Source organism: Haloarcula sp. CBA1127 (assembly GCF_001485575.1).
GTDB lineage: Archaea > Halobacteriota > Halobacteria > Halobacteriales > Haloarculaceae > Haloarcula.
In genome coordinates this window covers 1,918,340-1,930,938 of the sequence record NZ_BCNB01000006.1, presented here as the reverse complement: position 1 = coordinate 1,930,938, position 12,599 = coordinate 1,918,340, and the positions used below count along the sequence as shown (strand labels likewise).

Sequence of the window (12,599 nt, the reverse complement as noted above, 5' to 3'; positions counted from 1 at the left end):
AATCGACAGCCGGTGTCAGTCGGCCGCTGCTGGTTGCTGTGGCGGAGCCGGTCCATCGGCACTCGCCTCGCCGTGTGAGGCTGTCCCCGCCAGCGTCCGCGTGGAGTTCCCGACGACGAGCAGGCTACTGGCCGTCATCGCCAGGGCCGCAAACAGCGGGTTCAGGACGCCAAGCAGTGCGAGCGGGAGCGCGACGGCGTTGTAACAGAACGCCCACGCGAGGTTCTGGCGGACCCGCATCCGGGTTGCGGCTGTCACCGAGAACACGTCAGGGACGGCTCGCAGGTCGTCCGTCGTTACGACCGCGTCTGCCGCATCGGCGGCCAGTGACGTGCCCGACGCCATAGCGATACCAACGTCGGCGGCAGCCAGCGCCGGGGCGTCGTTGCTCCCGTCGCCGACCATCGCGACGGTTCCGCGGGACTGTAGTCGCTCGACGACTTCGGCTTTCGCCTCGGGCGGCACCCCAGCGAACACCTCGTCGACGCCGTCGTGGCGCTCGAACGGGGTGGCGGCTTCGGGCCGGTCGCCGGTAATGACAACCACGTCGCGGTCACGAGCGAGCGTCGAGACAACTGACTCCCAGTGAGAGCGGAGCCTATCGCCCGCAACGAGCACGTCCCGCGCTTCGCCGTCCCACCCGACGAGCGCCGGGACACGCCCGTTCTCCGTCGCGCGGTCACACTGGTCCCGGAGGTCCGCGGGCACGTCAAACCCGAGGTCGTCGAACAGGGCTTGCGTCCCGACGGCGACGTGTTCTCCGTCAACTGTCGCACTGACGCCCTGCCCCGGGTGCTGCTCGAACCCGGAGACGGCCGCGTCGGGGACCGGCACGGCGTCCGTCACAGCCTCAGCGACAGGGTGCTCCGCGAACTGCTCGACTGCAGCTGCCCGGGCCATCGCCCCCTCGTCGGCCCGCTCCAGCAGTTCCATCTCGCCGGTCGTCAGTGTGCCCGTCTTGTCGAAGGCGACCACGTCCGCGTCGGTCGCCGTCTCGAACACCGCGTCGCCGGTGACGACGGTTCCGCCGTCCAACGCTCGACGGATGCCGGCCGCAGTCGCCAGCGGCGTCGCTAGCCCCAGCGCACAGGGACAGGAAACCACGAGCACCGCCAGCCCAGTCAGCATCGCGTCCGTGGGTGTCGCTCCGGCGACGAGGTGCCCGATGGTGGCGAACACAGCCAGAACGACCACCAATGGAACGAAGACGGCGGCAATTCGGTCGACCAGCCGCTGAACGCCGCCGCGCGTGCTCTGGACCTCCCACAGGAGGTTCGTCAGCCGGTCGACGGTGCTCTCGGCGTCTGGCCCGATCCGCACAACGACGCCGCCCTGCGTGATCAGCGACCCGCCGATGACCTCGTCGCCGTCGGTCTTTCTGACGGCCAGCGACTCGCCGGTCACGAGCGACTCGTCTACGGCCGCGGTCCCCTCAAGTACAGTCCCGTCAACAGGGATTCGCTCGCCGGAGCGGATGACGACTTCGTCGCCGGCCGACAGTGCCCCCACATCGACTTCCTCGTGACCACCGTCGGTGCGTCGTCGGGCGCTATCGGCCCGCTGTGTCGTGAACTCCGTGAGGCGGTCCAGCGCACGCCGCCGGACCCGGTCCTGGTAGTAATCGCCAACTGAGACGGCCATGACGATGACCGTCGCCACGTCGAAGTACACCTCTGTATGTCCCAAGATGACGGCGACGACGCTGTATAAGAAGGCTGTCACAGCAGCCATCGCGACGAGTAAGTCCATGTTCGGCCGACCAGCGCGGAGGCTGACGTACGCCCCACGGAGCAACGGCCATCCGGTGTACCCGACCACGACGCCGGTCATCACGGCCATGTTCCACAACAGATAGTCCCCCGCCTGCCCCGAGGGGTCGAACAGCAACAGGGACGAATCGACGCCGAGATAGGCCGGGTAGAGAAAGAGGATGTACCACATCATTGTCATCATCCCGAAGAAGCCGCCGACGATGAGACGCCCCTCCAGTTCGTACTCATCGTCGGTCTCCGTGGCCTGCAGGCTGGCGTCGTAGCCGGTTCCGGCCACCGCATCCGCGAGGTCCGACTCCGAGAGCGCGTCGGCGTCGTAGGTGAGTTTCATCGTCCCCGTCGGGTAGCTGGCGGCCGCGGCGGCGACGCCGTCGTGGTCTGTGGCCCGCGCTTCGAGGAATGTCTCGCAGGTCGCACAGTGCATCCCGTCGACGGAGAGAAACGCCGTCTCGCCGTCGGCGTCGTCCGGGTCGGGGCCGGTGTCGGCGGCGTCGCGGGCCTCCGTCGCCGGGTCGTCAAGCGTCCGCGCGACTTCCAGACAGCCGCGACAGCAGAACGTCCCCTCGACACCGTCGTCAGTGACGGGCGTATCGACCGGCAGGTCACAGAGCGTACAGTGGGTCATGTCCAGGGCATCGGTAGGGGTGGTTTCGGGATGGCGATACCGAACGCCGCCAGCCCGTTCGACAGCGGGACGAGCGCGAGCGCGATGAAAACGACACCGAGCACCCGGTGCAACGTCGCGCGATGGCCCGGCGACAGCGTGCCGAAGGCGGTCCCGTAGGCGAACACCAGCGGAAACGTCCCGAGGCCGAGCGCGGCCAGCGAGAGCCCGCCGGTGAACGCGGAGCCGGTCGCGAACGCATACAGGAACGCCGGGTACAACAATGGACAGGGGAGCAGGCCGTGCATCGCGCCCAGCGCGATCATCCCCGGACCGTCGACCCACCGGTCGACCCTAGCGACGAGCGACGCGGAGAGTCGCTGGAACAGGTTCCCGACCACCGGCAGCGACCGGGCCACGTCGACGGCGCGACCTCGGGAGAGATACCCGATACCGACAGTGATGATCGCGAGGCCGACGAAAACTCCGACGACTCCCCGGACGGCAGTTCCGAGACGTGCCAGGCCGGCCACATCGTACAATACACTGCCAGCAGCGCCAAGTACGGTCCCGACAAGCGCGTAGCTCAGCGTCCGTCCAGCGTTGAACAGCGCGTGTTGACGTATTTCGTGGCCCGATACCGGCCCGCCGTCGTCGAGTCTGTCGGCGTAGGTGGTGACTAACGGTCCGCACATCCCGAGGCAGTGGACGCTGCCGACGAGTCCCAGCCCGACGAACGCCGCGAGGCCGGCCGTCTCACCGGAACTCAGCCCCGCCGTCCCGAACTGCATATCAGACGGTGCTCGACTCGGTTGGTTTTGTCATCCAGAACAGACTGCCGGCGATGATGACGACGCTGACTAGCGAGAGCGCCACGATGGAGCGTCCGGTTCCCTGCATGTAGTACGCGACCGGCGCGAGCCCGAGCAGCGCCAGCAACGTCACGAGCCGAGGACTTGACGCAGACATATCTGGCCGTACGTTAGAGGGATTATAAAAAGAAACGGGTCGTTCCTGCCGGCTGAAAACACCATCATGGGTTTTTTTAGGTAATCTGCTATCTTCCCAGATATGGTACGGCACGAAGCTATAAACAGTCAGCTGCCAGATTCGCACGACGCGGTGGGGGTGCGGCGATGGCGCTGAGTCGGCGACAGTTCGTCGGTGCCGCGGCCGGGACAGCGGCGCTGGCCGCGACCGGCACGGCGACAGCACAGGAGGAACCAGACTACGGCGGCTGGTTCGACGACGTGTCGAACTACGACGGGACCGCCGACAAGCGAGGCCAGGACACCGTTACAATCACCGTCGGCGCGCAGGGCAACAACGGCGCGTTCGCCTTCGACCCGCCGGCAGTGATGGTTAACCCGGGCACAGAGGTTGTCTGGGAGTGGAACGGCGAAGGCGGCGGCCACAACGTCGTCTCGGACGGTGACGGGCCGCTTGACTCCGGAAGCGCAGTTAGCGAAGCTGGAACGACCTACAGCCACACCTTCGAATCGGAGGGAATGTTCAAGTACGTCTGCATCCCGCACGAAGCGCTCGGGATGAAAGGCGCAGTCGTCGTTCGCTCCGGTGGTAGCGGCGGCGGTGACTCCGGCAGTGGCCAACAGCAGCAAGGCCCGCCGGCAAACCCGGATTACGGCGGCTGGTTCGACGACGTCTCGAACTACGACGGAACGACAGTCGACAGAACCGACGCGGATAGCGTCGAGATATCGGTCGGCGCACAGGGCAACAACGGCGCGTTCGCCTTCGATCCGCCGGCGGTCCGGGTGACGCCCGGAACTGAAGTCACCTGGACCTGGACCGGTGAAGGCGGCGGTCACAACGTTGTTTCTGACGGCGATGGCCCGCTGGACTCGGGCGGCGCCGTCAGCGAAGCCGGGACCACCTACAGCCATACCTTCGAAGAGATGGGCGTGTATAAGTACGTCTGTGTCCCTCACGAGTCGCTCGGCATGAAGGGCGCCGTCGTTGTCGGTGGCCCGCTTGGAGACAGCGGTGGCGGCAGTGGCGGCGGAAGCGGCCAGGAGGGAAGCGGTATCGAGCTGTCCGGCCCGCAGTGGCTCCTTTCGGGCTCGGTCCTGCTGGCGTTCTTTTCCCCACTGTTGTTCGCGGTCGCGATGCGACGCCGCCAGAACGGGCGGCCGCCACAGACGGGTGAGGGTGGTGAGCTACGGCGGGCGACCGGCCCGGAGCCGGTTGAAGAGGCTGCAGAAACTGAACCGGCTGTCGAGCTTGGCCACGACGAGTACGACCCGAAGGGAACGGCGGCGCTAGTCGCGTTCTACTTCGTGCTCATCGCCCTGCTATGGGTGTTCATGTACTTCGTCGAGTTCCTCGGCCGTGTCTCAATAATCGGGTGATATCATGCAGGTTCATAGATTCGAAAAAGTCTGGCTCGGTGCAGCGCTACTGCTCATCGTCGGATTCATCGCGACTATCGCCTACGGCTCGGTCGGCGTTGGCGTCGGGATGGTCGACGATACGGGTGGACAGATCAGCGCAGAAGAGGTACAGAACGGTAACACTGACACCCAGTTCGACGACCCCGGTGTCGTCAAAGAGGACGGGCAGTACGTCGTGTACGTCGTCGCCCGGCAGTTCCAGTTCTCCCCCGGAACTGGGGACACACCGATCCGCGTGCCCGCGGGTGAGAACGTCACGTTCAGAGTAACCAGTGCCGACGTCGTTCACGGGTTCTCCGTGGTCGAGACCAACATCAACACGATGGTCATTCCCGGGCAGGTCTCGGAAGTCTCGGCCCGGTTCAACGAGCCCGGTACCTACGGGCTAATCTGTCACGAATACTGCGGGGCGGCCCATCACACGATGGGTGGCTCCGTCGAAGTCGTCCCGCCGGAGGAGTACGATATGCAGCAAGAGAATATCGACCAGTCCGCAGATGACGCACAGGCGCAGGAGGAGGCGGATCAGTAATGGTGTTCGTCGACTCCTATCCGAAAACGTCGAAGCTCGTCCGTAGCGAGTTCCTCGTCTCGTTCATCGCGCTCGGAATCGGTGCGCTGTTCGGCGTCATCCAGGCGCTCCATCGCACCGGCGTGTTCCGGGGCTTCGTCAGTTCAGCCGACTACTACACGATTCTGACGGGCCACGGCGTCCTGCTGGCGCTCGTGTTTACCACGTTCTTCATCGCGGGACTGTTCACGTGGGCTGTCGCTAGCAGTCTCGAACGCGAGCTACCACATCGAATCGCCTGGTCGGCCTTCTGGATAATGCTCACGGGGACAGTGCTTGCGGCCGTGTCCATCATCGGCGGTATCGTCGGTTCGCCGTCGATTCTGGGTCACGACCTCGAAGCGGACGTGCTGTTTACCTTCTACGCCCCGATGAAGGCGCACCCGGCGTTCTACATCGGCGCCGCGCTCATCATCGTCGGCTCGTGGGTCGCCGGCCTCGCGTACTTCAAGTCCCTGTGGGAGTGGCGCTCTGAGAACCCGGGTGAACGCATTCCCCTGCAGACGTTCATGGTCCTGACGACGATGCTGATGTGGTACGTCTCCACCATCGGCGTCGCCGTCGAGGTCGTCGCCTTCCTCATTCCGTGGTCGCTCGGGCTCATCCAGAACGTCGACCCGCTGCTGACGCGGACGCTGTTCTGGTACTTCGGCCACCCAGTCGTGTACTTCTGGCTCATGCCGGCGTACCTCGTCTGGTACACGATCCTGCCGAAGCTGGCCGGCGGGCGACTGTTCAGTGACCCGCTGGCCCGCGTGGTCTTCGTCGCCTTCCTGCTGCTCTCGACCCCGGTCGGCTTCCACCACCAGTACACCGACCCCGGCATCCCATCGGGATATAAATTCATCGCGATGACGAACACGATGTTCCTGCTGTTGCCCTCGCTGTTGACCGCGTTCACCGTGGTCGCCTCGGTCGAACATGGGGCTCGCCAGCGGGGTGCAAAAGGCTACCTCTCCTGGCTTCGGAATCTACCCTGGGGGAAACCGGCCTTCGCTGGCTGTATGCTCGCCGGTCTGATGTTCGCGGCTGGTGGCTTCTCCGGCATGATCAACGCCGGGATGAACATCAACTACCTCATCCACAACACCATCTGGGTGCCCGGCCACTTCCATCTCACCGTCGGGACTGCGTTCGCGCTGACGGCGATGGCTATCAGCTACTGGCTGGTCCCGCAGATCACCGGGAAGAAACTCCGACAGCGCAGCATCGCTACGCTCCAGCCGTACGTCTGGTTCGTGGGCATGGCAGTGATGTCGAACGCCATGCACCGGGCCGGCCTCGCCGGCATTCCGCGACGGACTGCCGAACCGACGTACGACGAGTTCGCGTTCGAGGGCGTCGCCGGAACGGTCGGCGAAATGCGCCTTCAGATCGCCATCGGCGGCTTCCTGCTGTTCGTCGGCGCGGCGATGTTCCTCATCGTCATGGCCGACACCCTGCTCGCTCGCCGTGGCGGGACGCTGTCGGTCAACGGCCACATCCCGGAGCCGCTGTCCGGCGCGGACCACAGCCCGCGTATCCTGGACAACTACAAGCTCTGGACGGCGATTGCCCTGCTGCTCATCGTCATCGCCTACGGGCCGCCACTTGCCAGTATGGTCGCTGACGGACTGTTCGCGCCCGGTAGCCCGCCGATCCCGGTCTAACACAACTTCACTACTCTCTCATCATGTTCGACGACGTCGACGGTCCGGAGCAGAAGACGCTACTACGACTCCTCATCATCGTTGGAATCGGCTTGCCGATCCTCATCGAGGTCGTTACCTTCGGGAGTATGATGGGGCATCATTTGACCGGGGACACCGGAGGAGAGGCGGTCCCCGAAACGCCGACAGCGGCGGAAGCCGGTGCCGGCATCGGTGACCCGATCCTGGAGTCCGCGAACGTCTCAGCCCACATCGATGCGGCGTCTGTTGTCACCGCTGACGAAGGGTGGCGGTTCACGCTCACGGTGAACGTGACGAACACCGGGTCAGACCCCGCGGCAGTTCGTCTCGACAGCGTCACTACCCGCAGCGGCGAGACGGTTGAGGGATCCGCAAGCACTGGACAGCTATCAGTGGAGCAAACTGACGACGTGACCAAGTCGTGGCTACTGCCCCCCGGCGAACGACCGGACACCGTCTCTGTGACGGTGCTAGTGTATCCGGACGGGGGCTCGGTACAATCGACGCAATACACCGTTGCGCTCGGTGACATCCCCGTTTCGAACCGCTGACCGTCTCACCCGTCCACGGGATCGCCACAGGACGGGCAGGCGTTAGCGTCGGGCGGGAGCGACTCGCCGCACTCGCCGCAGTACGACTGTCCGGCGTCGCGGCCGCCCGGCGTGAAGACGGACGTATCGTCCATCCATGCCTCGTCTGTCGCCGAGGCAGCCTCATCCGTATCGTCCGTCCCGGCCGTCTCCGATTCCGTTTCTGTACCGCTGTCGTCGACCGGTGTCTCCGGCTCCGCGTCGTCGTCCGACGGCTGTGCGTTGTCCTGTTCCGATCCGTGAGCGGGCGGTTCCGCCGCCGGAACCTCGTCGGGCGAAAACACTCGGGTCCCGGTGTGTCCCGGCGACTCGTCGTCGCTACCAGTATCTGCGGGGTCGGTCCCGTCCTCGGTCTGTTCCCGGGTGTCCGGTGCAGCGTCGACAGCCCGCTCGGCAGTTGGACGCTCGGTGCCGCTTTCCGACGTCCTGACCGGTGGCATGATAGGGAACCGCTGGTCCGGACGGCGTTGCGGGTTCGAAAGCGGCGCGCGGATTCGAACGACGGTTCCAGCGAGCAGTTGGAACAGGAGGTACACGCCCGCCAGCACACCGGGGACGGCGATGAACAGAGGTGTGGCTTGCGATGGCTGTACGCCCGTCAGTTGCAGCGCCGTCTCGGCCACGGGGCCGACGCCCGCCCGCACCAGCCACGGAGACAGGGACGACGACACGCCGCGTGCGATGACCGGCTGGGTCAGCCACCCAGTCCCGAGGGCGGCGGCGCTCACGAACACCAGCAACGACAGGAGTGGTGGGACCGAGAGCGTGTAGACGCGGTGTCCGTAGGCAACGGTCCGGGCGACGAGGTGCACTGTCCCGAACAGTACGACTACCGTGAGCGGCCACAGCTGCCCGAGTATGACACTGAGCAGCAGGCAGCCGAGGAGTACACTGCCGGGGATAGCGAGTAACAGGCTTGGATGGTCCAGCCGATACGCGTCGGCAAGGTTGCCGTAGCTGTTCCGAAGCCGTCGGTTGACAAGGACAACGGTCGCCAGCGACGGACCGAGGAGCCAGAGACCAGCGGCGAGTACAGTTCGTAGCGTGACAGTTCGGCCAGCGAGTGTCGCAAGAACAGTCCGTTCGAGCCCTGGGAACTGCGCCAGCAGCAGCCCCGTCGCGAGTACCCAGCCACCGTAGACGAGCCATGCCAGACCCACACCCACAAATAGCCAGGTTTCAGCTCGTAGTAGTGCGGCGGACTCGCGGAGTTCCAACCCCAGTCGACCACGCTCCATCAGCCTGATATTTCCCGACCGACCGCTTAATTGTGGGTGGTCACGCCGCCCGAAGTGTCATCGTGGCGACGCCCGACAGTTCGAGTTCGTCGCCCGGTTGGATCGGTTCCCGGTCTCCTTTCTTCAATTGGGTCTCATTCAGCCGTGTCGGGTTATCCCCGAGGTCGACCAGATAGTACCCGTCCGGCTGGCGGTCGAACCGGACGTGTTCGCGGTGGATCCGAACCGCTTCGTCTTCCGGTCGCCCGGCGTCCAATAGTGCCGCCCGTATCTCCCGGCCGATGCGGTCACCGTCTTCGATGGTGATGTCACGACCCTCGACCGAGAGGACGAGTTTGTCCGGTACCGCCGCGTCGTCGGTGGACTGTGACGCGAGTGTGTCGACGGCGTTGCCCGTGGCTGCTGACTCACTCTCCGTCTCGTCGGCGGTCGACGACCCTGCCGAGTCAGCCGCCGGCGTGTCGCTCTCGCCGCGATGCGCGTCCAAGTCCTCCCCACAGTTGACACAGAAACTGGCATCGTCGTCGACAGCGGTGTCACAGGACGGGCATGCGTCGAGCGAGCCGTCGTCGCCCGGTGTGATGTCCTGTACGTCGGCACCGCAGGCGACACAGAAATTCGCGTCGGCGTCGAGTTCGCGGTCACAGTCCGGACAGCTAATCGTCGCCGCGTCGTCATCTGTCTCCGCGGTTTCGTCGGATACCTCGGCGTCCGCATCGGAGTCACCGCTGGACTGGTCCGGAGTTTCGTCGGCCTCGTCGGGTTCTTCCGCAGCGTTCGGCTCGGTTCCGTTTTCGGCCTCGGTGTCGGCTTCAGTTTCGTATTCCGTCGCTGTCTCCGCGGTTTCCGCCGTCTCCGCTGTCTCCGCCGTCTCGTCTCCGGCCTCAGCTGCCCCAGTGTCCGAGACCTCATCCTCCGAGACTTCGTCGGCGCTATCATCGTCGACAGTGTGCCCGTCCTGAGCCTCGGTTTCGTCGCTAGCCTCCACCGACCGGCCATCCATCGGGTCCGCCTCGTCCGTGCCTTCCGGTATCAGGTCAGCATCGTTCGGCACCCCATCATCGGTGTCAAAATCAGCAGCGCTTTCGTCGGTGTGTTTCCACTCACCACAGTCTGGGTTTGTGCACCATCCGCCCGCGACTGTCGGATCAAAGTCCTCGTCGCATATGGGGCATTTTACCGTGCGGTCGGATTCAGGCATGGGTTTCGTTAGGTCCTACAGAGTCGAGAAATAAAATACTTGTCCCACGAAACTTTCTCTCTATTCGTCTGTCATAATCACCGTGTCACGTTCGGAAATATCGAGGTCAGGGTCGATATCTCGAACTGGCATCCCACCGCTTTCCGGTGTTTTCGGGAGCGCACTGTCAGCAAACAGGAGCACGGAGATGTTGTCTTTCCCGCCGCGGTCGTTTGCCAGCGACACGAACTCCTGACTCGCCGCATCGAGGGACGATGCATCGAGGACCACGTCACGGATCTCGTCGTCGGTGACAACCTCGTCGCGGATACGCTCGGCCACCGAATCGGCGTGGTCTGAATCGACGTACTCTTCGTACAGCTCCGGCGCGTCAGTCTGTGCGTCAATGAGTCCGTCGCTGGTCGCCAACACCGTGTCCTCCGCGTACAGCCTGACCGTTCGCGTGTCCACCCCGACAGTCGCCTCGTCGGGGTCCTCGTAGCCGGACCCGCCTAGTGCGCGTGTGATTTCGTTCCCGTTGGGGTGGACATGTGCCTCCACAGGGTCGATCTCGTCGCTGTCGACCCACTCTTGAACAACGGCGTGGTCTCTGGTCAACGGCGAAATCGTCTCACGGGCACTGTTGACAACGTAGGCCCGGCTATCACCGACCCAGCCGTAATGGAGTTTGCCGTCGGCGTAGATCCCCGCGACAACCGTCGTGTAGGACTGTGTCCCGGTCTCACTTGCGTACCGGATGATCTCGCGGTGGGCCGCTGTCATCGCCTCCGCCACGGCAGTTTCGAGTTCCCGCTCACCGGGTGGGTCCGGCAGGACATCACGGGCCACATCGACATCAAAGCCCCCGGGATAGCTCCGGGCCGTCCGGATCGCCACGGGAGCAAGCTGTTCGGCCACGATAGTCGTCGTGATGTACGACGCGATGTCGCCGGCGTCGTGCCCACCGGCCCCGTCAGCGACCACGAACACGCCGGCCGAGCGGTTCATCGGGAGTCCGCTGTCATCAGCGCCGGACGTATCCGCGTCCTCAGCGTCAGCTGTGTCCGTGTCGTCATCGGTATCCGCTGTCGTCTCAGTATCGGCTGGCTCGTCGGTCACGTCCGCCGCCTCGCCGTCGTCTGCTGTGGTCGGGTCCTGCGACTGCGGTCTGTCTTGCCCGCGGTAGCCGTCCCGATGGCCCTCCTCGAACACCGTCAGCGAGACGCTGTCCTCGTTGATTCCCTGCCCTCGCTTCCTGTCGCCGATGTCGTAGTTCGTGCTGTATCTCATGACTCCTCCGGATGGAACTCGAACGTAACCCCGTAGGTCGGATGAACCAGCGATACCAGATCGCCGTCAGTGAGTGTCACCGACTCGGGGGGCACGTTGCCGTGTCTGTCAGTCGGGTCCTCGCCCTCGGAGCGCAGCCGGTTGCGTCCGGGTTCAGAAAGGACCCGCTGCCAACCGGCCCCTTTCTGGACGAACGTCCCGTTGAGGCTCCGGTCGTGAAGGGACCACTCGCCGTCCTCGATATCGAACTGTACTTGCACGGAGGAGATGTACTCCCCCTGTGGGTCTTCGATTGTTATCGATGCCGGGGGACCGCTCGCGCCCTGTCGCCCAATGGTGTCGCCCGGTTCGACGGTGAACTGCCTGTCCGCCTGTATATACGTCACCGACGCCGTCGCGGGCGGCGTCGGATCTCGCCGTTCGAGGACCTCTTTGAGGACCGTGGCGTTCCGGTATCGGTCACGGTAGTGTGACTGCGTGGCCCGTTCGACGATTTCGGCCAGATAATCGTCGCAGTCGGCCCCGAACGCCTGCGGGTTCACGCCGTCCTTTTTCGGGACGCTCCCCTTGAGCAGGAACAAGAGTATTTTGCCGATAGAATACACGTCCGACCAGGGACCCTGCCGAACGTCGGTTCGACTGGCCTCGGCGACTTCCCGGGGCTTGAACGGCCCCAGAATCGTCGTCCCGGTGTTCCCGGAGGACGGGTCCTCGGTCGCATCGAAGCCCGTCGCCGTATTGAAATCGATTAGTGTGGGCGTGATGTCAGGCGTAAGCATCACGTTCTCCGGTTTCAGGTCCCGGTAGACGATCTCGTTCTCGTGAAGAAAGCCCATCGCGTCACAGAGATCGATGCCGATCTGGCGGACCTGCTCGCTGTCGTCGATCGGGCCGTGCTGGTCGATGACTTCGTCGAGTTCGATTCCGTCGACGATCAACTGGACGACCAGAAATGGAACGTCACGCTCTGTGACCTGGTCGTAGTAATCCATCACGTTCTCGTGCCCGCCGGCCCGGCGGATGCGTTCCAGTGAGCCGACCTCCTTTTTGAAGTACTCCTCGATGATGTCGGGGTCGTTCTGGGATTCGGTGTAGTTGGGGTACTTGACGGCGACCGACTCGCCGCTGTCGATGTCTGTAGCGCGGAACGCCTTTGCGAACCCCCCCTTGCCGAGGAACTCCTCAAGCTCGTACTGGCCGGCGATGACATCACCGCTCTCAGGTTCCCAGTTCATGAATCACCCGTTTCTCCGGCCAGTAGCGGCCCTGCTGA

The 12,599-nt window shown here is 64.4% G+C and carries 11 protein-coding genes; 4 read left to right on the top strand and 7 right to left on the bottom strand.

Going from position 1 to position 12,599, the window contains the following annotated elements; all coding sequences use genetic code 11:
- Positions 1–15: 15 nt before the first annotated feature.
- The 3 genes from AV059_RS14395 to AV059_RS22090 are packed head-to-tail and all read right to left on the bottom strand — an operon-like array spanning position 16 to position 3,345.
- Positions 16–2,397, bottom strand: a complete 2,382-nt coding sequence (locus AV059_RS14395; RefSeq protein ID WP_058995475.1) for a heavy metal translocating P-type ATPase — start codon at positions 2,395–2,397, stop codon at positions 16–18.
- Positions 2,394–3,167, bottom strand: a complete 774-nt coding sequence (locus AV059_RS14390; RefSeq protein WP_058995474.1) for a sulfite exporter TauE/SafE family protein — start codon at positions 3,165–3,167, stop codon at positions 2,394–2,396. Before AV059_RS14390 ends, AV059_RS14395 begins: the two co-directional genes overlap by 4 nt.
- Before the next feature lies 1 nt (position 3,168).
- Positions 3,169–3,345 (bottom strand): hypothetical protein, encoded by a 177-nt coding sequence (locus AV059_RS22090; protein ID WP_008308856.1) that lies wholly within the window; start codon positions 3,343–3,345, stop codon positions 3,169–3,171.
- A 167-nt stretch (positions 3,346–3,512) separates the two neighbouring features.
- On the opposite strand from AV059_RS22090, the gene AV059_RS14385 reads away from it, so the two are divergent.
- From AV059_RS14385 to AV059_RS14370, 4 genes are read left to right on the top strand one after another with little or no spacing between them, the layout of a single operon-like run.
- Positions 3,513–4,745, top strand: coding sequence for a halocyanin domain-containing protein (locus AV059_RS14385; protein ID WP_058995472.1), 1,233 nt, complete (start codon positions 3,513–3,515; stop codon positions 4,743–4,745).
- A 4-nt stretch (positions 4,746–4,749) separates the two neighbouring features.
- Positions 4,750–5,319, top strand: a complete 570-nt coding sequence (locus AV059_RS14380) for a cytochrome c oxidase subunit II (RefSeq protein WP_058995470.1) — start codon at positions 4,750–4,752, stop codon at positions 5,317–5,319.
- On the top strand, positions 5,319–7,007 hold the full coding sequence (locus AV059_RS14375) for a b(o/a)3-type cytochrome-c oxidase subunit 1 (protein ID WP_058995469.1): 1,689 nt from the start codon (positions 5,319–5,321) through the stop codon (positions 7,005–7,007). Before AV059_RS14380 ends, AV059_RS14375 begins: the two co-directional genes overlap by 1 nt.
- 23 nt (positions 7,008–7,030) lie before the next feature.
- The gene (locus AV059_RS14370) at positions 7,031–7,579 is read left to right on the top strand and encodes a hypothetical protein (protein ID WP_058995467.1); all 549 of its coding nucleotides are present in this window, start codon (positions 7,031–7,033) and stop codon (positions 7,577–7,579) included.
- Between the two features lie 5 nt (positions 7,580–7,584).
- Here AV059_RS14370 and AV059_RS14365 read toward each other — a convergent pair whose 3' ends face one another.
- The 4 genes from AV059_RS14365 to AV059_RS14350 are packed head-to-tail and all read right to left on the bottom strand — an operon-like array spanning position 7,585 to position 12,561.
- The gene (locus AV059_RS14365; RefSeq protein WP_058995465.1) at positions 7,585–8,856 is read right to left on the bottom strand and encodes a hypothetical protein; all 1,272 of its coding nucleotides are present in this window, start codon (positions 8,854–8,856) and stop codon (positions 7,585–7,587) included.
- A 40-nt stretch (positions 8,857–8,896) separates the two neighbouring features.
- Complete coding sequence (locus tag AV059_RS14360) at positions 8,897–10,057, bottom strand: zinc ribbon domain-containing protein (protein ID WP_058995463.1); 1,161 nt, start codon at positions 10,055–10,057, stop codon at positions 8,897–8,899.
- Positions 10,058–10,117: 60 nt separating this feature from the next.
- Positions 10,118–11,326, bottom strand: a complete 1,209-nt coding sequence (locus tag AV059_RS14355) for a PP2C family serine/threonine-protein phosphatase (protein ID WP_058995461.1) — start codon at positions 11,324–11,326, stop codon at positions 10,118–10,120.
- The gene (locus tag AV059_RS14350; RefSeq protein ID WP_058995459.1) at positions 11,323–12,561 is read right to left on the bottom strand and encodes an FHA domain-containing serine/threonine-protein kinase; all 1,239 of its coding nucleotides are present in this window, start codon (positions 12,559–12,561) and stop codon (positions 11,323–11,325) included. Before AV059_RS14350 ends, AV059_RS14355 begins: the two co-directional genes overlap by 4 nt.
- Between the last annotated feature and the right edge of the window lie 38 nt (positions 12,562–12,599).